At 61.2% G+C, this 17,968-nt stretch carries 24 protein-coding genes, 2 tRNA genes and 1 pseudogene; 13 read left to right on the top strand and 14 right to left on the bottom strand.

Features of this window, described 5'->3' with window-relative positions:
* Positions 1-8 precede the first annotated feature (8 nt).
* Positions 9-347 carry a DUF3067 family protein gene (locus tag DXY04_RS06670; RefSeq protein WP_244278610.1) on the top strand — a complete coding sequence of 113 codons (339 nt, stop codon included), beginning with the start codon at positions 9-11 and terminating at the stop codon, positions 345-347.
* Here the strand turns inward: DXY04_RS06670 and tatC are convergent.
* Positions 328-1,032: a twin-arginine translocase subunit TatC gene (gene tatC / locus DXY04_RS06665; RefSeq protein WP_170950543.1), complete on the bottom strand. Its 705-nt coding sequence runs from the start codon at positions 1,030-1,032 to the stop codon at positions 328-330. The genes DXY04_RS06670 and tatC overlap by 20 nt on opposite strands.
* A 125-nt stretch (positions 1,033-1,157) precedes the next feature.
* Entirely contained in the window at positions 1,158-2,885 is a 1,728-nt protein-coding gene (locus DXY04_RS06660) for an NFACT family protein (RefSeq protein ID WP_244278609.1), read from the bottom strand.
* Between the two features lie 38 nt (positions 2,886-2,923).
* Between DXY04_RS06660 and gmk the strand changes: the two genes are divergently transcribed.
* Positions 2,924-3,481, top strand: a complete 558-nt coding sequence (gene gmk / locus DXY04_RS06655; protein WP_115161492.1) for a guanylate kinase — start codon at positions 2,924-2,926, stop codon at positions 3,479-3,481.
* A 113-nt stretch (positions 3,482-3,594) separates the two neighbouring features.
* On the opposite strand, the gene psaJ is transcribed toward gmk, so the two are convergent.
* Together psaJ and DXY04_RS06645 are read right to left on the bottom strand one after the other, a co-directional pair.
* A complete protein-coding gene (gene psaJ / locus DXY04_RS06650; RefSeq protein WP_006850741.1) occupies positions 3,595-3,711 on the bottom strand; it encodes a photosystem I reaction center subunit IX in 117 nt (38 codons plus the stop codon).
* 32 nt (positions 3,712-3,743) lie between these two features.
* Positions 3,744-4,220, bottom strand: a complete 477-nt coding sequence (locus DXY04_RS06645) for a Photosystem I reaction center subunit III (RefSeq protein WP_114988265.1) — start codon at positions 4,218-4,220, stop codon at positions 3,744-3,746.
* 77 nt (positions 4,221-4,297) lie between these two features.
* Between DXY04_RS06645 and tsaD the strand changes: the two genes are divergently transcribed.
* Positions 4,298-5,371 carry a tRNA (adenosine(37)-N6)-threonylcarbamoyltransferase complex transferase subunit TsaD gene (tsaD, locus tag DXY04_RS06640; RefSeq protein ID WP_115161491.1) on the top strand — a complete coding sequence of 358 codons (1,074 nt, stop codon included), beginning with the start codon at positions 4,298-4,300 and terminating at the stop codon, positions 5,369-5,371.
* Positions 5,372-5,413: 42 nt separating this feature from the next.
* Positions 5,414-5,590 (top strand): chlorophyll a/b-binding protein, encoded by a 177-nt coding sequence (locus DXY04_RS06635; protein ID WP_114988300.1) that lies wholly within the window; start codon positions 5,414-5,416, stop codon positions 5,588-5,590.
* On the opposite strand, the pseudogene DXY04_RS06630 reads toward DXY04_RS06635, so the two are convergent.
* A pseudogene (locus DXY04_RS06630) lies at positions 5,591-6,776 on the bottom strand (type IV pilus twitching motility protein PilT).
* A 97-nt stretch (positions 6,777-6,873) separates the two neighbouring features.
* On the opposite strand from DXY04_RS06630, the gene wecB reads away from it, so the two are divergent.
* Genes wecB through DXY04_RS06610 form a run of 4 tightly spaced genes read left to right on the top strand, consistent with a single transcriptional unit; the run spans position 6,874 to position 10,057 of the window.
* Positions 6,874-7,986, top strand: a complete 1,113-nt coding sequence (gene wecB / locus DXY04_RS06625) for a non-hydrolyzing UDP-N-acetylglucosamine 2-epimerase (RefSeq protein WP_115161490.1) — start codon at positions 6,874-6,876, stop codon at positions 7,984-7,986.
* Complete coding sequence (locus tag DXY04_RS06620; RefSeq protein ID WP_115161489.1) at positions 7,955-8,557, top strand: DUF1643 domain-containing protein; 603 nt, start codon at positions 7,955-7,957, stop codon at positions 8,555-8,557. The genes wecB and DXY04_RS06620 overlap by 32 nt, the downstream gene beginning before the upstream one ends.
* Positions 8,557-8,802 (top strand): hypothetical protein, encoded by a 246-nt coding sequence (locus tag DXY04_RS06615; RefSeq protein ID WP_115010390.1) that lies wholly within the window; start codon positions 8,557-8,559, stop codon positions 8,800-8,802. Before DXY04_RS06620 ends, DXY04_RS06615 begins: the two co-directional genes overlap by 1 nt.
* Positions 8,792-10,057 (top strand): sodium:proton antiporter, encoded by a 1,266-nt coding sequence (locus tag DXY04_RS06610; RefSeq protein WP_114988270.1) that lies wholly within the window; start codon positions 8,792-8,794, stop codon positions 10,055-10,057. The genes DXY04_RS06615 and DXY04_RS06610 overlap by 11 nt, the downstream gene beginning before the upstream one ends.
* On the opposite strand, the gene gltX is transcribed toward DXY04_RS06610, so the two are convergent.
* From gltX to DXY04_RS06580, 6 genes are all read right to left on the bottom strand, one after another.
* Positions 10,001-11,434, bottom strand: a complete 1,434-nt coding sequence (gene gltX / locus DXY04_RS06605; RefSeq protein WP_115161488.1) for a glutamate--tRNA ligase — start codon at positions 11,432-11,434, stop codon at positions 10,001-10,003. The two genes, DXY04_RS06610 and gltX, sit on opposite strands and share 57 nt — an antisense overlap.
* Positions 11,435-11,455: 21 nt before the next feature.
* Positions 11,456-11,529: transfer RNA gene (locus DXY04_RS06600), tRNA-Asp, on the bottom strand.
* Positions 11,530-11,745: 216 nt separating this feature from the next.
* Positions 11,746-11,934: a hyperconserved protein Hcp gene (locus DXY04_RS06595; RefSeq protein ID WP_006043540.1), complete on the bottom strand. Its 189-nt coding sequence runs from the start codon at positions 11,932-11,934 to the stop codon at positions 11,746-11,748.
* Positions 11,935-11,971: 37 nt separating this feature from the next.
* A tRNA-Trp gene (locus tag DXY04_RS06590) sits at positions 11,972-12,044 on the bottom strand.
* 60 nt (positions 12,045-12,104) lie between these two features.
* Complete coding sequence (gene rplS, locus DXY04_RS06585) at positions 12,105-12,578, bottom strand: 50S ribosomal protein L19 (protein ID WP_114988301.1); 474 nt, start codon at positions 12,576-12,578, stop codon at positions 12,105-12,107.
* A 25-nt stretch (positions 12,579-12,603) separates the two neighbouring features.
* Positions 12,604-12,891: a PepSY domain-containing protein gene (locus DXY04_RS06580; RefSeq protein WP_114988272.1), complete on the bottom strand. Its 288-nt coding sequence runs from the start codon at positions 12,889-12,891 to the stop codon at positions 12,604-12,606.
* 53 nt (positions 12,892-12,944) lie between these two features.
* Here DXY04_RS06580 and map point away from each other — a divergent pair, with 53 nt between their 5' ends.
* Positions 12,945-13,790, top strand: a complete 846-nt coding sequence (gene map / locus DXY04_RS06575) for a type I methionyl aminopeptidase (RefSeq protein ID WP_115161487.1) — start codon at positions 12,945-12,947, stop codon at positions 13,788-13,790.
* On the opposite strand, the gene DXY04_RS06570 is transcribed toward map, so the two are convergent.
* Positions 13,771-14,508 (bottom strand): SDR family oxidoreductase, encoded by a 738-nt coding sequence (locus DXY04_RS06570; protein WP_115161486.1) that lies wholly within the window; start codon positions 14,506-14,508, stop codon positions 13,771-13,773. The two genes, map and DXY04_RS06570, sit on opposite strands and share 20 nt — an antisense overlap.
* A 36-nt stretch (positions 14,509-14,544) precedes the next feature.
* On the opposite strand from DXY04_RS06570, the gene ebsA reads away from it, so the two are divergent.
* The 3 genes from ebsA to DXY04_RS06555 are packed head-to-tail and all read left to right on the top strand — an operon-like array spanning position 14,545 to position 16,590.
* A complete protein-coding gene (gene ebsA / locus DXY04_RS06565) occupies positions 14,545-14,913 on the top strand; it encodes a type IV pilus biogenesis protein EbsA (RefSeq protein ID WP_115161485.1) in 369 nt (122 codons plus the stop codon).
* 26 nt (positions 14,914-14,939) lie between these two features.
* Positions 14,940-16,037, top strand: coding sequence for a phosphotransacetylase family protein (locus tag DXY04_RS06560; RefSeq protein ID WP_115161535.1), 1,098 nt, complete (start codon positions 14,940-14,942; stop codon positions 16,035-16,037).
* A gap of 16 nt (positions 16,038-16,053) precedes the next feature.
* Entirely contained in the window at positions 16,054-16,590 is a 537-nt protein-coding gene (locus tag DXY04_RS06555) for a hypothetical protein (protein WP_006851763.1), read from the top strand.
* On the opposite strand, the gene DXY04_RS06550 is transcribed toward DXY04_RS06555, so the two are convergent.
* Entirely contained in the window at positions 16,591-17,007 is a 417-nt protein-coding gene (locus DXY04_RS06550; protein WP_115161484.1) for an MAPEG family protein, read from the bottom strand.
* 99 nt (positions 17,008-17,106) lie between these two features.
* Between DXY04_RS06550 and DXY04_RS06545 the strand changes: the two genes are divergently transcribed.
* Positions 17,107-17,604, top strand: coding sequence for a YajQ family cyclic di-GMP-binding protein (locus DXY04_RS06545; RefSeq protein WP_006850457.1), 498 nt, complete (start codon positions 17,107-17,109; stop codon positions 17,602-17,604).
* 108 nt (positions 17,605-17,712) lie between these two features.
* Here DXY04_RS06545 and DXY04_RS06540 read toward each other — a convergent pair whose 3' ends face one another.
* Positions 17,713-17,967, bottom strand: coding sequence for a hypothetical protein (locus tag DXY04_RS06540; RefSeq protein ID WP_115161483.1), 255 nt, complete (start codon positions 17,965-17,967; stop codon positions 17,713-17,715).
* Position 17,968 lies beyond the last annotated feature (1 nt).

Here is a 17,968-nt window from a genome sequence, read left to right as displayed (position 1 = left end):
CCAAGCCCATGCCCGAGCCGCCGCTCAGTGTTGACGAGGTGATGGCTTGCTTACGCCAGCGCTGGCGGGCGACTTACGACCTTCAGCTGGTGGTTCGACGCCGTCGTTTGTACCTCCAGGTGATGTGGGCCTATCTCGAGCAACAGTCGTTTCCGATGGACCTTGAGGCCTATCGGCAGCATCTCGGTGAGGTGCTGGATGTTGTGAATCGTCTTGGTTTGGCGGGTGAGGTGCGCCAATGGCTCGGTTCCACCCGTGACAAACCCCGTCTTGGTAAGGCATTGAGTCTTCCGCTGGAGGCGACAGGGCCTGAGGCGGAAACGCTGATCAAGGAGTTTCTGGTCTGAAGGATTCGGTCAGGGCGACCAGGCCGACGCCGATCAGGAACAGTGCCGTGATCGCTCCAGCCAGCAGCAGCATCGTGATCGGATCGGTGGATGGCGTCAGCACAGCTCCAGCCAGGGCTGAACCCAGCACAACCCAGCGCCAGGCCCCAAGCATCGGCCTCCAGCGCACCAGCCCCAGGGCCCCGAGGAGCAGTTGCAGAACAGGGAGCTGAAACGCCAGCCCGGTGGCCAGCATCAGCAGCAGAACAAAATCCAGATAACGCTCGATCGACCAGAGCGGCTCCACCACATCGGCGCCGTAGCTCACCAGAAAACGAAGGGCGGCTGGCACCAGGGCCCACCAGGCAAAGGCCAGGCCCGCCATGAACAAAACCGCGGAGCCGGCGACGGCAGGGGCGATCAGGCGTCGTTCGCGGATCGTCAGGCCCGGCAGCACAAAGGCCAGGATCTGAAACAGCACATAGGGCAGGGCCAGGGTGAGGCCGGCGTAGCCGGCCACCTTCAGCGAGACGAATAAAAACTCGCCCGGTGCCAGTTGAAGGAAATGAATTCCGCTGGCTGGCGCTTCCAGCAGGCGCACCAGAGGTTTAACCCCCAGCAGGCAGGTCAGCGCTGCAACAACAACGGCCAGCAAGCTGCGCAGAACCCGTTGACGCAGTTCCTCAAGGTGATCCACCAGAGGCATCTCCACCTCATTGGGCAGATCGGCATCGCCAGGTGCCCTCCCAATGCGAATGGGCGGTGGTGGCTGCAGAGCTGGGGGACCTTCGGGGCGCTCAGACACGGACGCAGGACGGGCGGCGCAACAGGTCAGCCCGAATGTGGGCTCAGGCTAGGGGCAAGCAGCCGCTCTTCCGCGCCCTGGGGATCCCCCCAGCGGATTTCAGCTTGTCCATGGCGCACGGTGCCCGGGCCGGCACCGGGAATGCGCTGCAGCTGATCGGTGGGCACCATCACCACCGCCACCCGCGTGTTGCCCCGCGCGCGGCTGAAATAGGCTGCCAGATCCGTTGCCATCGCCAGGTCGGATTCCTCAGCCAGCCCGTTGGAGCTCTTCAACACCACGTGACTGCCTGGGCATTCCTGGGCGTGAAACCAGAGGTCACCACTGCGGGCCTGGCGCAGCGAGATCCAGTCGTTCTGGCGGTGATTCCGCCCCACCTGCACCTTGAGACCTCCGGGAGTGTTCAGTTCCAGCGGCTTGGGCTGGTCCCGTTGACGCTGCTGTCGCGTGCTGCGACGGCGTTCCTTGGGCTGTAAGAGCTCATCGAGTTCCTCCCGTAGATCATTCAGGGCTGCGAGGCGCGCCGGGCCGTCCTGCCAGGTGGCACTCAGTTGATCTTCGATGAAGGTTTCGCTCGCGCTGATCAGCTCAAGCCGTTGCTGATGGTGCTCCAGCCGCTGCTCAAGGATCGGGCGCGATCTCCGCAGTTTTTTGGCCCTGCGATAGAGCGACTGGGCTTCATCGACCTGGTCGCGGCTTGGGTTTCCGAGGCAGAGGAGAGCGTCCGCCTGGCGTTGAAGAGCCTCGTGCCCTTCGGTGGCCTTCAGGCGCTGGTGTTGGTCCTGCTGGGCTGCCTGTTCTTTGCTGCGCCAACGCTCCAGGCGTTGACGCAGGTCTTGGCTGACCTGTGCCAGGGCCCGTTGCTCTTGGGATTGCTGGTGCAGGGATCCCAGGGTGAGCGCCAGAGCGGGCTGTGGATGCACTTCACCCTGGGGAGACCCCCAGACCCGGTAACGACCGTCGTTCTCCACCACCAGGGCGAACTGCTCACGCTCGAGCTGGTCCAACCAGAGCGACCAGCGTTCAAACAGGTGGCACCAGTGGCGTGCATCCAGGCTGTCCACCGGGGTGTTCAGATGGTCGCCGGCGAGCTGTAGAGCAAGGGCTGGGCTGATCCCCTGATAGGTCTGCTGCAGGGCCTTGCGCAGGGCGATCGGAACGAGAGAGAGCCGCTCCTTCCAGCGTTCAAAGCCCTCCGTTGGATCCGGTGCCAACCCCTGCAGCATCGGGGGTGGGCTGTAGGAATCACCGGTGGAGAGAGGGCGCACGCGGGACTGATGGTCCCGGACCTGTCGCCCCAGGGCAATGATCCGGCGCTGCTCATCCAGCAGCAGCAGGTTGCTGTGCCGTCCCATCAGCTCCAGCACGAGCACCCGCTGGATCGGTTCCCCAGGGCGTTGGGCAAACCGGAATTCCACCACCCGTTCAAAACCGCTCTGGTGGAGCTCCACCAGAGCCAGCTGGCGGAGGCTGTGTTGCAACTGTTGGGCGAAGGTGCTGCCGCTGCCGCTGCGCGGGGGAGGGTTGACCTCCACCAGCCGAGGGGCCTCGGCTTGCCAGCTCAGTTCCAGCCACACCATCCCCTTGAGGCTGCGGCATCCCAGTTGAATCGTTGCCGGGTCCGGTTGTTGGGCCTTCTCGAAGCGGCTGGGCACCAGCTTTGGGCGCAGATCCCAGAGCACCGCGCGCAGCGTGGTGAGATCCATTGGCTGCAGGCTGGTGGAGGCGATCACCTGGAGCACCGGGTGGGGCATTGGGGCTTCCTACTCTGCTGACCCACGCAGACGCCGCGATGTCCACCAGTGGAAAGCTCACCTTGATCACCGGCCCCAGTGGAGTCGGCAAGGGAACGCTGGTGAACCAGCTGCTGGAACGGCACCCCCAGATCTGGCTGTCGGTGTCGGCCACCACCCGTTCTCCGCGCCAGGGGGAGCAGAACGGCATCAACTACTTCTTCCACAGCCGTGCGGGGTTTGAGGCCTTGGTGGAGCAGGGAGGTTTTCTCGAGTGGGCGGAATTCGCGGGGAATTGCTACGGCACCCCCCGAGGTCCTGTGGAAGAACAGATGGCGGCGGGGCGCCCCGTGCTTCTGGAGATTGAGTTGGAAGGTGCCCGCCAGGTGCGTCGCAGTTTTCCGGACGGTTTTCAGATTTTTCTGGCTCCCCCCAGCTTTGAAGAATTGGAGCGCCGGATCCGTGGGCGCGGAACCGATGCGGAGGATGCAATTCAGCGCCGCTTGACTCGCGCTCGCGAGGAACTCGATGCCCAACAGGAATTCGATGCTGTCGTGATCAATGACGATCTCGAATCAGCGTTGAACCAGGTGGAGACGCTGATGGGTCTGGGATAAAGCAGAGCTGCTTTTTGCAACGCTGATCGTCGCAACCCTGACTTTCGCAACGGGGGCAGGCACAAAAAAAGGGAACCCGAAGGTTCCCTTGCCTCTTGAAAATCAACCCAGATTCACATCGGGTGGAAGAGAAGATCGGGGAAGAAGCGGTTCCATTCGATCAGGATTCCTGCGGTGGCGGTGAACCAAATGGCTGCAACCACTGGAGCTGCGGTCAGAAACTTGTTCATTGTTGAGGGAGCAATGGTTGAAGTCGTTTGAATCAGCGTGGTGAAACAGTCACCTTGCTGTCGTCTTCGAGCAGCTTGCCGCTGGTGAATTCACCGAAGGCAGCCAGAGGCCAGGTGGCAGCAGCCAGAAGGCTCTTGATGGCGATGCTGCGATCGATGAAGATTTCGTACTGGGCAGCATTCTTGCCACGAGTTGCTTTCAGGTACTCACGACCGGCCCAGCCGATGCAGCCGGCGACGTACAGGAACATGATCCCGGGATACACAAAATCACCGGCGTGGCTCCAGCGGCCATCGACAATCAGGTGAGGAAGGCCATCCTCACCACAGGAGGCCTGGCTGTACATCTCGAAGCGAGCTTTGGCCTGAGGCGTGGTGGCAGCGGCAGCACGCTGCTGGAAGCGGGCGCTTTCTGAGCAGGGAGTGAGGCCAGCCACATCCGCCTTGGCGACGGGGGCGAAGCCGAACACCAGGAGTGCTGAAAGCACGACGGCGAAGAGACGACGCATCGGAACAATTCCTCTGAACGGTGCCCCGAAAGGGCAAGATGTCACAAGTCGGACAGTAGGGGAGGCGCATCGCTTCGATGCATGCAGTGCTTGCCCTCGAAACAAGTTGTGACGAGTCCGCTGCAGCGGTCCTGCGCCGTCACGCGGATGGGCGAATCGAGGTTCTGGCGTCGCGGATTGCATCTCAGGTTGAGGAGCATGCCCGTTGGGGTGGTGTTGTGCCCGAAATCGCTTCGCGCCGCCACGTTGAGGCCCTGCCGGGGCTGGTGGAGACCGTGGTTGATGAGGCGGGTATCGCTCTGGGGCAGCTGGATGCCATCGCGGCCACGATCACTCCAGGTCTGGCCGGGGCTCTGATGGTGGCCTCGGTGACGGGTCGCACCCTTGCTGCGCTGCATCAGCGCCCCTTTCTCGGCGTTCATCACCTGGAGGGCCATCTGGCCTCGGTGATGCTTGGAGATGCCCCACCGCAAGCTCCTTATCTGGTGTTGCTTGTGAGCGGGGGCCACACGGAGCTGATCCTGGTGGCTGACGACGGCGGGATGACCCGGCTCGGCCGAAGCCATGACGATGCCGCTGGAGAGGCTTTCGACAAGGTGGCCCGCCTGCTTGGTCTGGGATACCCCGGAGGTCCTGCCATCCAGGCTGTTGCCGAAACGGGTGATGCAACGCGCTTTCGGCTGCCCAAGGGGCGGATTTCATTGCCGGGCGGCGGTTTTCACCCCTACGACTTTTCCTTCAGTGGTCTGAAGACCGCCATGCTCCGCACTGTGGAAACTTTGCGGCAAAACCCTGATCCGCTGCCTCTTGCCGACCTGGCCGCCAGTTTCGAACAGGTGGTGGCCGATGTTCTGGTGCAGCGCAGTCTTCGCTGTGCTGAAGACCACGGTGTTCAGCAACTGGTGATGGTTGGGGGCGTCGCAGCGAACCGTCGCTTGCGCCAGAGCATGCTCGAACAGGGGAAGCAGCGGGGCATAACGGTCTCTATCGCTCCGCTGGCCTTCTGCACCGACAACGCCGCCATGATCGGGGCTGCGGCCTTGCTGCGTCTGGGCCAGAACCCTGCTTGCACGTCTCTTGAATCCGGCGTTGCAGCCCGCTGGCCCTTGGATCAGGCCAATGCGCTTTACACACCAGACCCACCCTTCTAGGTGAGCCTTTTAGGCTTGAAGGCACTGTTCGGTCTCTGCGTCGTGGACCAACCGGAAACCAGACCCGATGCTCCGGAGCCCGTGGAGGCTGATGAGCTGAACGCCTGGAAGCGTGGCTTCACTCCACAGGCCGAAATCTGGAACGGCCGTTTGGCGATGATCGGCCTCTCCGCAGGGATCGCTGTTGTTCTTTTGGTGCGTGTGTTCAGCGGTGGCTGATCAGCTTCGGCCCCGCAGGGCCTGAGCCAGCTCGTTGGGTTTGAGGCTGACGGCAACCGCTTGATCGCCGTCAATGCGACCCGCCTCCACCAGGGCCAGCAGAGATTGATTGGTGGTCACCATCCCATCAAACCCGCTGCGCTCCATGATCTCCTCCACCTCATCGAGCGCCCCCCGCTGGATGTAGTCCTTGCAGGCGTCGGTGTTGATCAGGATGTCGTGAAACGCAGCCCGTTTTCCATCTGTTGTTTTAATCAAGCCCTGGGCGATCACCCCCAGCAACGACTCGGACAACGAACGGCGCACACTCCCCTGCTCTTCAGGCGGATACATGCCGAGAACCCGTTCCACGGTTTTCCACCGCTGAATTGGTGTGCAGCGTTCCGGACACGAGGTGGCCGGTCTGGGCCGCTTCCAGTGCCGTGGAAAGGGTTTCCTGATCCCGGATTTCGCCCACCAGAATCACATCGGGGTCTTCCCGCAGAGCAGCCCTCAGGGCGTTGTGGAATCTGAGTGTGTGCAAACCCACTTCCCGGTGCCGGATGAGGGACTTGCGGCTCTCGTGCACGAACTCGACGGGATCCTCGATCGTGAGGATGTGGCGTGCCTCGTTGCGGTTGATCCAATCGATCATGGCCGCCAGGGTTGTGCTTTTGCCGGACCCTGTCGGACCGGTCACCAGGATCAGTCCCTTCGGACGGGCCGCGAGGCTCTCCAGCACGCTGGGGAGATTCAGCTGCTCCATGGTGAGGATCGTCTGCGGAATCAGGCGCAGCACCATCGCCGGCCCCCGCAGTGAATCCATCAGGTTGATGCGCACGCGCACGAAGGGGAAGGCATGGGAGCCGTCAAATTCCTTGTCGCGGTTGAAGCCATCGATCTGCTGTGGCGTCAGGATTTCCTGGAGCCATCCCTGAAAGACCTCGGCGCGGGTGACCGGCCAATCCGTGCCCTGCATGTCTCCCCGGGCCCGGTAGCGCGGCACTTCCCCAACCCCTAGGTGGACATCGGAATGGCCGGCATCATGGGCGATGCGCACGATCTCTTCGAGGCTTGGAGAGCCATCTGCAGCGGATCGGGGCGCCGGGTTGTGAGCCTTCCGAAGTCCTTCTGGGCTCCGGGATGCGGTTGGGCGCGGCGGGAAGCTGGGGGGAAAACCGGCTGAGCCACGTTGATGGCAAGGGATCTGTTTTCAGGATCGTCTCGATGCCGGAACTGGCAAGGATTTCTCACTGTTCTCTCCGGGTTAACGCCCGTAAACTCCAGCGGTCCGTCTGGATGGAATGGCTGAACAGCCCCGCGTCACGATCGTTCTGGGAACGCGTCCGGAGGCGATAAAGCTGGCTCCGGTCATCCGGACGTTCCAAGCCTGTGATGCATTGCAGACCCGTGTCGTCCTGACCGGTCAGCACCGCGAAATGGTGGGCCAGGTGATGGATCTGTTCCATTTCCAGGCGGATCAGGATCTCAATCTGATGGCACCCCGTCAGACCCTGACCCATGTCACCTGTGCTGCGCTGCAGGGTCTGCGGGAAGACTTTCAGGCCTATCCGCCGCAGTTGGTTCTGGTGCAGGGCGACACCACCACGGCGTTTGCCGCCGGTTTGGCCGCGTTTTACGAGCAGATCCCGGTTGGTCATGTGGAGGCCGGCCTGCGCACTGACAATCTTCTGGATCCCTTCCCGGAAGAAGCCAACCGTCGGCTCCTTTCCCAGATCGCAACCCTTCATTTCGCGCCGACGCTCAAGGCCGAATCCAACCTGAAAGCATCCGGGGTGGTCGGGGAGATCGCCGTGACCGGCAACACCGTGATCGATGCCTTGTTGTTGATGGCCGAATCGGCCCCGGATGTTCAGTTTGATGGCCTCGACTGGTATCAACAGAGGGTGATCCTCGCCACGGTGCATCGCCGTGAAAACTGGGGTGAGCGGCTGCACGACATCGCTGCAGGAATGCTGCAGGTGCTTGAGCGCTACCCCGATACGGTGCTGCTGCTGCCGATGCACCGCAACCCGACGGTGCGTGAACCGCTGCAGTCCCTGCTTGGCAGCCATCCCCGTGTCGTTCTGACCGAACCTCTGGACTACGACCGTCTCGTTGCAGCGATGAAAGGTTGCTGCCTGTTGCTCACCGATTCCGGTGGTCTCCAGGAGGAGGCCCCTGCGCTCGGCAAACCCGTGCTGGTTCTGCGGCGAACCACAGAGCGGCCGGAGGCCGTTGATGCGGGCACCGCCCGGCTGGTGGGCACCGATCCCGATGTGATCCTGGAGGAGACCTCGCGGCTGCTTGGGGATGCCACGGCCTATCAAGAGATGTCCCGCGCCGTTAACCCCTTCGGCGATGGTCACGCCAGCGAACGCATCCTTGAACGCTGTCGGCGACAGCTCGGGGTCTGAAGCGTTTCTCAGCAGCGATGGCTGTTACCGCTGGTGGCTGCGGCGCTGCCTGGGTGCCGGCGAAGGGTGCCTCCTTTTCGTGGGTCTGAATCCCTCGAGAGCTGATGGCCAGCGTGATGATCCGACCCTGCGCCGTTTGATCGGCTTCGCCAGGCAATGGGGATATCGGGAGTTGCTGGTGCTGAATCTGTTCGCCCGGATGTCGCCTTCTCCGGCGGCGCTGCTGCGGGTGAAGGACCCCATCGGTGAGCAGAACGACGCGATCTTGAACCGCTGGTTCAACCACTGGTCCCGAACATCTGGGGTTGATCTTTGGTGTGGATGGGGGGCGAATGGGGCGCGATGGGATCGGGCTCAGCTGATTCTTGGAACCATTCAGCGTTTGCTGCCGCACCGCCGACGCTCCGTTCCCGACTCGCCGCATCCTCTGATGCTCGGGCAGACGGCCTCGGGGCAACCGCGCCATCCGCTTTATGCCCCGCGTAACGCCTGTCTTCGCCCTCTTCTCTGGGCAGACCCGGAACCGATCCGTCATCCTGTGGGGACCGTGATGGATGTCTTTCCGCGCTGATGTCCCGTACGCCCCGCCGCTACGCCGTCCATCTCCACCTTGTGGGAGGGCAAACCGAACGGGTGTTTTTTCCGAAACTCGAGACCTTCCAGGAGTGGTACCAAGGGGTGGTCAATGCCGAGAACCAGGGCGGTTTCGTCAACGTTCCCCTCAGTGATCTGGAGGGCGAGTATCTGGTCGTACGCCCCCAAGCGGTGATCGGCGTGCGCGTGGAACCTCAGTTCTCCTCTGTCGATGACGCCTGAGCGTCTGGGCCTCCTCTGGGGCGTCACGGTTTCCTCGGGTGCTGCAGCCCGTTTTCTAGCGGCCAAGTCGGAATTTCCTGGGGTGGTGTTGCTGCTCCTGTCGGGGCTGCTGATCGGTCGCTCGGGTCTGGGTTGGGTGGAACCCCTTGATCTCGGCTCCGGGCTTGGAACCGTGGTGGGTCTTCTTGTCAGCCTGGTGCTGTTCGATGGCGGACTGAATCTGCGTCTGCCTGGAGACACGATCAAGGCCACGGTGCAGCGCATCGCAGCCCTGCGTCTGTTGATCTCCCTGGGAGGCGGCCTGTTGGCGGCCCATTGGCTTGCGGGCCTCAGCTGGTCGCTTGCGGCTGTGTTCAGTGCCATCGTGCTGGCCACGGGGCCAACGGTGGTCACACCCCTGGTGCGTCAAATTCGGCTCGCACCTCCTCTGGGCGAAGTCCTGGAGGCTGAGGGACTGGTGCTTGAGCCCATCGGCGCCGTTTTAGCCCTGCTGCTGTTGGAGCTTGTCCTTGGCAATCTGCATGGCTGGCGGGAGGTGATGCTCGGCCTGCTGTATCGATTGGGCGGTGGTGTGCTGATTGGCGCGAGCGTCGGCTGGCTGCTGTCAGAACTGCTGCGACGGCTCAAACCCGATCAGTTGAAGGGGCTCCCGCTTCAGCTCAGTCTGGGTTTGCTGTTTCTGATGTATGGCGTCAGTGAGTGGCTTCTGCCTGAATCCGCCCTGCCTGCTTCGGTGGCGGCGGGCATCGTTGTCGGTCGACGTCCAGGCCCCCACACCGCTGAATTGGATGGTTTGATTCAGGAACTGGCGCAGTTGGCGATCACGATGCTGTTTCCGCTGCTGGCTGCTGACGTCTCCTGGGCTGAACTCAGTCCGCTGGGTTGGGGCGGCATCCTCTGTGTGCTGTCGTTGATGCTCGTGGTGCGTCCGATCGGCGTAGGTCTGGCCACCATCGGGTTGCCCTACAAACTTGAACAACGGCTGTTCCTGGGTTGGCTCGCTCCGCGAGGCATCGTCACCGCAGCGGTGGCCTCTCTCTTCGCGATTCGCTTGGAGCAGGCCGGCATCCTGGGGGCAGGACGCCTTCAGGGGTTGGTGTTCCTCACCATCCTGATGACCGTTGGTCTTCAGGGCCTAACGGCTCAGCCGTTGGCTCAGGCTCTTGGCCTAGTCAAAGCTGAGGATGACGAGCCTGCCTCAGCCGAGGCAGCGGCGCAGACGCGGCAGGTCCTCACCGATTCTGGCCAGCAATGACCAGGTGGTGATCAGATCGGGGCCTTGAAGACGCCCCAGCAGAGCGGCGCGCAGTGACTTCATCACAACCCCTTTCTTCACACCGGCTGCTTTGGCGGCATCCCCCAGCCAAGCCTTGACTTGATCAACGTCGCTGCCGTCCCAAGGGTTGTTCTCGAGCCGCTGAAGCAGGTCCGCAATGGCTGCCTTGGCTCCTTCGATCGCGAGTTGCTCGAGGGCATCGTCCTGGAGCTCCGGACGATCAAAGAACGGTTCCGCCTGATCGACGCCATCTTTGAGCAAGGTGAGGGATGGCCCCAGCAAGGCGCAGAGGTCCAGGCACCAGCTCTTGTCGCTGGGAGGGGTCCAACCCTGTTCAGTCCAAAGCGGCGTCAGTTCCTCAAGAAGATGGTCTTCCGTCCAGCCGTGCAGAACCTGGGCATTGAGCCAGTTGAGCTTGTCCCAGTCGAAACGCGCCCCGGCTTTGTTGACGCGGTCGAAACCAAAAACGGCTGCGGCCTCATGCAAGCTGAACCGTTCCTCCATGCCCTCCGGTACGGACCACCCCAACAAGGTCATGTAGTTGGCGATGGCGTCAGGGGTGTAGCCCATGGCGCGGAAGTCGTTGATGGAGGTCACACCATCCCGTTTTGAGAGCTTGCGTCCCTCGGCATTGAGGATGAGAGGAGCGTGGGCAAAGGTCGGCAAGGGCAGGCCCAGCGCTTCGTAGAGGAGCAGTTGCTTGGCGGTGTTGGCAATGTGATCTTCACCGCGGATCACATGGGTGATGTCCATCGCGGCGTCATCCACCACCACAACAAGGTTGTAGAGGGGGTCGCCGATTTGATCCGCCGGGGCGCGACGGGCAATCACCATGTCTCCGCCAAGGTCTGAGCCTCGCCAGCTCATGGCGCCACGCACCAGATCATTCCAGCGAATTTCGGCAGCGTCATCGATGCGAAAGCGAATCACCGCTTCACGGCCTTCTGCCTGAAACGCCTGCTCTTGCTCGGGGGTCAGAGACCTGTGGCGGTTGTCGTAGCGCGGGGCTTGATTGGCCGCTTTCTGCGCATCGCGCATGGCCGTGAGTTCCGTTTCGCTGGCGTAGCAGCGGTAGGCCAGTCCCCGATCGAGCAAGGTCTGTATGGCATCACGGTGTTGACCCACCCGTTCGCTCTGGATGACGGGTTCCTCGTCCCAATCGATCCCGAGCCACTGCAGGCCTTCGAGAATGTTCTGGGTGTACTCGGGCTTGGACCGCTCCTTGTCGGTGTCTTCAATGCGCAGCACGAACGCGCCTTGCTCGTGCTTGGCGTAGAGCCAATTGAAAACAGCGGTTCGCGCGGTTCCAATATGGAGCGTGCCCGTCGGGCTGGGGGCCAATCGAACGCGCACCATCGTGGCTCTTGGTGGTGAGAACGGGACCGACGGGATTCGAACCCGCAACTTCCGCCGTGACAGGGCGGTGCTCTAACCGGTTGAACTACGGTCCCAGATCTGATTCAGAACTCGCGAGACGCGCTCCGAAGAATCTGATCTGTGTCGCTTGCGCGACCTGATCAGTATCAACTGTCGCCCTGCCCTCCGTCAACAACTGAGCCATGGATCAGCCTGGTTTTGTCATCCAGGCGCCGCCATAAAAAAATCCCGACGACAGAGTCGCCGGGACAGGAGGGAAAACATCGGCTCAACGCCGAATGACCATCAATTCAGGGACGGAATCCTGCAGGTTCAATGAGCCGAACCTGATTGCCGCGGGCTGTGAATTCACGCCCTTGATCACTCTGAACGACCACACGGCCGCCGGACTTGACGCGTATCACTCGGGCACGGACCCAGCCGAGGGCGGCTGACTCCAACACCTTCACAACATCACCAGGTTGAAGATCCAACTCCATGCTCAGAACCGGGAAACTGCACGAGGGGAACATCGGACGCGCCGTGGAGGACTCGAACCCCCGACATCAGGTTTTGGAGACCTGCGTTCTACCAACTGAACTAACGGCGCAAGGCGATGTACCCCTCAGCCAACGTTGAAGTTGGCAACTAATTGAACGAGGTCGAAACCTCAGCGATCGAAGCGCTGCTTCACGCGGGTGGCCTTGCCCACCCGTTCCCGCAGATAGAAAAGCTTCGCCCTGCGCACTTTACCGCGCCGTTCCACCTTGATGGAAGCCACCTGGGGGCTGTGCAGCATGAACACCCGCTCAACGCCGATGCCCTGGAAAATCCGGCGGACGGTGATGGTCTGGTTAAGGCCACCATGGCGCTTGGAAATCACCACGCCTTCGTAGGGCTGAACACGCTCCTTGTTGCCCTCGCTGATGCGAACACCAACGCGCACGGTGTCGCCCACATAGATCTCAGGGAGATCATCCTTCTGCTGAGACGACTCAAAGGAGCGAATCAGAGCTTCAGGGCTCAGTTTCTTGGCAGGGGCGCCGGAAGCATTGCTGGCCTTAGCCGCTGCCTCAGGTGCTGTTTCCACAGCCGTTTCGGTGTTGTCGTCGGTCACCGCTGTGTCCTTCGAATCGGCTGCCATCCCAGCTCCGCGTTGAATCGCCAAACTATGAGTGTACCTTTCGACGCCATCGCTCAATCAGGAGCCCTATGCCTGTGATCAGCATCCACAGCAGGCCGATGGCGTTGAGAAGAACGACGACCGGTTCCAGGGTGGAACCAAGCCATTCCCCCTCGTGCACGACCATTAACCAGTGAACCTGGTCTCGGCTGGCTCCGAACCAGTCCCGGGCCAGGCGGTAACTGACACCGGAGAACACCGTCACCAACAAGGGCGCCAGAACGAAGGGTGCAACGCTTCGATGCAGTTCCCGCAAGCGCGCAAGCAGCGACATGACCGGCATCAATTCGGTTGCTGTTGATAGCGTGACGGATATTGGGCTGAGCCATGAATCTCTTTGCTGATCTTCTGGCATCCACCCAGGCAGCGCAGGGGCAAGTGACGGCGACGGGCCCGCGCATTCAGAAGCGTCGCGGCGTTGAGATCAAATCAGCCCGTGAAGTGAAGATCATGCGCCAGGCCAGCCACATCGTCGCCACCGTGCTGCGGGAGGTGATGGGAATGGTGGAGCCAGGTCAGACGACGGGAGATATTGATGCCTATGCGGAAAAACGCATTCGAGAGATGGGGGCGACCCCAAGTTTCAAGGGCTATCACGGTTTTCCGGCGAGCATCTGCGCCAGCATCAACAACGAAGTGGTGCATGGCATCCCCAGTCCGAAGCGTGTGATCCGCCAGGGCGATCTGCTGAAGGTGGATACCGGCGCCTATTTCGAGGGCTACCACGGCGACAGCTGCATCACGATCTGCGTGGGAGATGCACCCCAGGAAGCACAGACCTTGAGCCTTGTTGCCAAGGAAGCCTTGATGGCTGGTCTGAGCCAGGTCAAAGCAGGTAACACCTTGCTGGATATCGCTGGAGCCGTTGAAGACCACGTCAAGGCCAACGGGTTCAGTGTTGTGGAGGATTACACCGGCCACGGTGTCGGCCGGAACCTGCACGAAGAACCTTCCGTGTTCAATTTCCGCACCGACGAGCTCCCCAACGTCACCCTGCGTCCTGGCATGACCCTGGCGATTGAGCCCATCCTCAATGCCGGCAGCAAGGCCTGTCGCACCTTGCGGGATCAGTGGACTGTCGTCACTCGCGACGGCTCTCTCTCGGCGCAGTGGGAGCACACCGTTCTGGTGACCAGTGATGGATGCGAGATCCTTACCGATCGGGGCGACTGAGGATCCGGCTGTAGATCCGCCGTCCAAGCTCGGTCAGAGGCATCAAGACATACGTCAGTGGGTTTGGTGTCACGATCACCAGGCGAAATCCCCAGCTCGCCTGGCGAATCACTTGGCTTGCGACGAAATCGGCGCCCATCACCCCAATCGGATTGAGCGATGAGCGAAAGGGGCCGAGCACCAGCTTGCGCAGGATCAGGGCTTCTCGTCCGGTGGCATCTAGCACCGCACCGCGGATGCTCACCAGTTGCCCCAGCATTCGCTTGGTGAGTTCATACACGGGACTGACGGCAGGCTGAATTTCAGCCTCTGAGGTGTTGATCCACACCTCCCTCGGATCAGCCTGCGGCGATGCTCTGCTGATGGCCTCAAATCGCTGCATCAGCCTCCAGCTGCTCAAGGTGTTGATCTCCAGCGCCTGATTGATCAATTCAGGACTTTGGCCGCCTTGAGGATTGATCCCGTGGTTCAGCACCAGAACATCGAGCTCCTCCAGATCGGCGTCCAAGCTGGCTTCGTCTCCGCAGCTCCAGCTCACCCAACGGTGTGGGCCGTCCGCTTGCTCTGGAGGTAGGGATCCGTGGGTGAAACCGACGACGTGGGCGCCTGCGGAACGGAAGCAACGGGCCAGGGCTGCGCCGAGGGCTCCACGAGCGCCTGTGATGCCGATCCGTTTGCCGAGAAAGGGGGACTGGGCCATGGGGCCAGCTTGGGGCATCCTTGAAACGAGCGGAGCACGAATCAAGCACCAGCTGTGTCAGATGCCGCCCAACTGGTTCTGTTCGCTCCCTACTGCGGTGGCGTCAGTCGCGAGCAGGATCTATCCGCAGCCCTGCAGATCCTGTGGCGGGGCGCACTGCAAGGGCGGCGTCCGGTGGCCGGAAGCGATGGACACCCCTACGAACTCCGCTGGAATGGGGTCGCTGCACCGATGGAGAGGCTGGACTGTCAGCTTCGTTTTCCCGGTCATCCCGAGGGAGATTTTGATTTCGCCGTCACCACCCATCAGCTGGTGGTCTGGTTGATGGATTGTTCCCATCTGCAGCCATCGGAGCCCGATTTGCCCAATGGGTTCTGGCAGTGGTTGTTGATCGAGCGCGGAGATGCTCCTGAACAGGCCTAGATTCAGTGGTGTCAGGCATCACCTCCATGGGAACGACACTGTTGATCGGATCGTGTGAGCCGTTCAGTGGGAAGTCGGCCCTTGTTCTTGGAATTGCCCAGCAGCTCGCCCGTGCCGGACAGCAGATCAGGTTCGGAAAGCCCCTGGCCACAAGCCTGGACTGGGACCCGAACCAGGGGCCGTTGCCTCAACCACTCATCGACGACGACGTTCGATTTGTTGGTGAAACGCTGAATCTGCCGCCTGAGCGTTTGATTCCTTCGATGCATCTGCTGTCTCCGACAACAGCTGCCCAGCGGCTTGGCCAAGGCGAGTTGGATGCTGGCCAAGGTTTCGCGGAGCTGCGCCAGCGCATTCAGGCTGACGACGGACTCACACTCTTGGAATGTGCGGGAAGCCTCCAGGAGGGATTGCTGTACGGCCTCAGCCTTCCGCAACTGGCCACAGGTCTTGATGCCAAGGTCGTTCTGGTGCACCTCTGGCAGGACAGCCGCAGTGTGGATGCGCTGCTGGCGGCCAAGCAGACCCTGGGTGACCGTCTGGTTGGAGTGGTGCTGAACGCCGTCACTCCAGAGGAGGTCGACAGCTTGGAGCGACACGTGGTTCCTGCCTTGCAGGGCCTGGGCTTGCAGGTGTTTGGCGTCATGCCCCGTTCCCCGTTGCTGCGCAGCGTCACCGTCGGCGAGTTGGTGCGGCGCCTCAATGCCCGGGTGATCTGCTGCCAGGAACGGCAGGAACTGCTGGTGGAAACCCTGAGCATCGGCGCGATGAATGTGAATTCCGCCATGGAGTTCTTCCGCAAGAGACGCAACATGGCCGTTGTGACGGGTGCTGATCGCACCGACATCCAGCTGGCCGCCCTTGAGGCTTCAACCCAATGTTTGATTCTCACTGGGGCTGGGGAACCTCTCCCTCAATTGATCAATCGCGCCGAAGAATTGGACGTGCCCTTGCTCAAGGTGGAGCACGACACCTTGGCCACGGTGGGGGTGATTGAGCAGGCCTTCGGCCATGTGCGCCTGCATGAAGCCGTGAAGGCCACCTATGCCTTCCGTCTTGTGGAGGAGCATTGCAAGCTTGATCAGCTCTTCAATGAATTGAATCTGACGGTTCAGCACGCCTGATGGTTGCTAACTTCCGATGAAATCAGGCGGCAAGTTTTCCTTGGGTCAGTCACTGGATCTGCCGGCTCTTGATCGGGTTGACACGCTTGCGCAGGAGCTCGCTCTTCTGCAGGACAAAAGCCAACGAAGGATCGCCATTCTCGGCAGCCGCCATGTGCCCGTCGTGGCGGTTCACCTGATCGAATTGGTGGCCCGGTCCCTGGTGCAGGAAGGCCATTCCCTGATCACATCCGGATCTCAGGGGGTGAATGCTGCAGTGATTCGCGGTTGTCTTGAGGTGGATCCCTCCAAGCTCACCGTGCTTTTGCCCCAGAGCCTCGATCGGCAGGTGCCCGAAATCCGAGATCTCCTGGATCGGGTGTTGCACCTTGTGGACAAGCCTGAGCAGGACGACCTGCCCTTGCCGATGGCCAGCAGTTTGTGCAATCAAGAGATCATCAACCGCTGTGATCAGTTGATCTGCCTCGCATTTCACGACAGTGAAACCCTGCTGGCGAGTGCACGAACCGCTGAGGATATGGGGAAGGTGGTGAGCCTTCTGTATTTCGACTGATCAGCCGGCGGCGCTGATCACGGCCCGCAGTCCCTCCACGTAGCAGATGCCAACGGCAGTCACCCCCGTAGCCCAGCAGAGTCCCCTCAGGGGTGGGACGTTGCCGACATAGGCAAACAGATAAACAAAGCGGATGCCTGGCCAGATCCACGCTGCTGCGATGGCCGTGGGGCTGCTGACTCCGCTAATCAGACACAACAGCATGGCCGGTGCCCCCAGGGTCAGTGCTTCCCAGCTGTTCTCCTGTGCCCATACGGCGCGCTGCCCGAAGGCGGGCAGCCGTTCAAACATCGCCCGAGGCGCCTGAAGATCCGCCATGGTGAAGTCGGCTTTGGCCCGTCCGGCACCGGTGAGCACGATGCTCACCATCACGACGGCTCCCATCAGGCAAAGGGCCCAGGCAAACGCAGGAGTCATGACATCTAATCAATCACCGGGACCATAACGGGCTTAGGTGGGCCACACCCAGCTGGAGATCGATGGGTTTCTAAACTGGAGGATCGACAGGTTTGCGACATGGCCAGCACTTATTCCTTCGATGTGGTCTCTGACTTTGATCGTCAGGAGCTGGTGAACACCCTTGATCAGGTTCGTCGTGATGTTGGCAACCGTTATGACCTCAAGGATTCCGGCACCGAGATCGATCTTGAGGAAACGGAGCTGGTGATCACCACGGCCAGTGATATGACGCTTCAGGCGGTGGAGGATGTGCTGCGAACCAAAGCGACCAAACGCAACCTCTCCCTCAAGATTTTCGATTTTCAAACACCTGAAACCGTCGGAGGCAATCGGGTGAAGCAGGTGGTGAAGCTGCGTAAGGGCCTCAGTCAGGAGATTGCGAAGAAGTTGAGCAAGATGGTGCGCGATGAGCTCAAAAAGGTGACGGTGGCGATCCAGGGTGAAAGTGTGCGGATCACCGGTAAGAGCAAAGATGACCTGCAAGCCGCGATTCAGCTCGTTAAGAGTAAGGAGGATGATCTTGATGTTCCTCTGCAGTTTGAGAACTATCGCTGATTAAAAGAAAGACTGGTCGGTGATCAACAACGAGTTTTGAAATTCTCCGGCAGGATTTTCAGTCTCGTCGCTCATGGTTGGCACGTTTTTTTCGCTGAGGGGCGACGTTTAAGTGCTGTGGTCCCGGGCCCGTCGGGCATCGATAATCTTTGCCAGTTCCAGCACATAGCCGGCGGTGCACCAGCGCCCATGGCTGCGGGATCGGTTTTCAGGGTCCGAACGGATTTCAGCGGTCTCGGCCATCACGAGATCCAGCTCTCCCTGCGGCAGGTCATAGAGCTCCTGTAATTCCAGTTCCCGGTTGAGCAGATGGCTGCGAAACCATTTGCGATTTTGTTCCTGGGGCGGGATGTCTCGGCTCAAG

Source organism: Synechococcus sp. UW86, assembly GCF_900474085.1.
GTDB lineage: Bacteria > Cyanobacteriota > Cyanobacteriia > PCC-6307 > Cyanobiaceae > Parasynechococcus.
This window is presented reverse-complemented; position numbering and strand designations above follow the sequence as displayed.

Excerpts from the sequence above, each read along its gene's own strand:
- rplS (WP_114988301.1), bottom strand. The coding sequence starts at position 12,578 with ATGGCAGCCGATTCGAAGGACACAGCGGTGACCGACGACAACACCGAA.
- wecB (WP_115161490.1), top strand. The coding sequence starts at position 6,874 with ATGGCTGAACAGCCCCGCGTCACGATCGTTCTGGGAACGCGTCCGGAG.
- DXY04_RS06660 (WP_244278609.1), bottom strand. The coding sequence starts at position 2,885 with ATGCCCCACCCGGTGCTCCAGGTGATCGCCTCCACCAGCCTGCAGCCA.
- DXY04_RS06670 (WP_244278610.1), top strand. The coding sequence starts at position 9 with ATGCCCGAGCCGCCGCTCAGTGTTGACGAGGTGATGGCTTGCTTACGC.
- gltX (WP_115161488.1), bottom strand. The coding sequence starts at position 11,434 with ATGGTGCGCGTTCGATTGGCCCCCAGCCCGACGGGCACGCTCCATATT.
- DXY04_RS06545 (WP_006850457.1), top strand. The coding sequence starts at position 17,107 with ATGGCCAGCACTTATTCCTTCGATGTGGTCTCTGACTTTGATCGTCAG.
- DXY04_RS06595 (WP_006043540.1), bottom strand. The coding sequence starts at position 11,934 with ATGGAGTTGGATCTTCAACCTGGTGATGTTGTGAAGGTGTTGGAGTCA.
- DXY04_RS06580 (WP_114988272.1), bottom strand. The coding sequence starts at position 12,891 with ATGTCGCTGCTTGCGCGCTTGCGGGAACTGCATCGAAGCGTTGCACCC.
- DXY04_RS06555 (WP_006851763.1), top strand. The coding sequence starts at position 16,054 with ATGAAATCAGGCGGCAAGTTTTCCTTGGGTCAGTCACTGGATCTGCCG.
- DXY04_RS06645 (WP_114988265.1), bottom strand. The coding sequence starts at position 4,220 with ATGCGTCGTCTCTTCGCCGTCGTGCTTTCAGCACTCCTGGTGTTCGGC.
- DXY04_RS06615 (WP_115010390.1), top strand. The coding sequence starts at position 8,557 with ATGTCCCGTACGCCCCGCCGCTACGCCGTCCATCTCCACCTTGTGGGA.
- map (WP_115161487.1), top strand. The coding sequence starts at position 12,945 with ATGAATCTCTTTGCTGATCTTCTGGCATCCACCCAGGCAGCGCAGGGG.
- DXY04_RS06560 (WP_115161535.1), top strand. The coding sequence starts at position 14,940 with ATGGGAACGACACTGTTGATCGGATCGTGTGAGCCGTTCAGTGGGAAG.
- psaJ (WP_006850741.1), bottom strand. The coding sequence starts at position 3,711 with ATGAACAAGTTTCTGACCGCAGCTCCAGTGGTTGCAGCCATTTGGTTC.
- gmk (WP_115161492.1), top strand. The coding sequence starts at position 2,924 with ATGTCCACCAGTGGAAAGCTCACCTTGATCACCGGCCCCAGTGGAGTC.
- tsaD (WP_115161491.1), top strand. The coding sequence starts at position 4,298 with ATGCATGCAGTGCTTGCCCTCGAAACAAGTTGTGACGAGTCCGCTGCA.
- DXY04_RS06570 (WP_115161486.1), bottom strand. The coding sequence starts at position 14,508 with ATGCCCCAAGCTGGCCCCATGGCCCAGTCCCCCTTTCTCGGCAAACGG.
- tatC (WP_170950543.1), bottom strand. The coding sequence starts at position 1,032 with ATGCCTCTGGTGGATCACCTTGAGGAACTGCGTCAACGGGTTCTGCGC.
- DXY04_RS06550 (WP_115161484.1), bottom strand. The coding sequence starts at position 17,007 with ATGACTCCTGCGTTTGCCTGGGCCCTTTGCCTGATGGGAGCCGTCGTG.
- DXY04_RS06610 (WP_114988270.1), top strand. The coding sequence starts at position 8,792 with ATGACGCCTGAGCGTCTGGGCCTCCTCTGGGGCGTCACGGTTTCCTCG.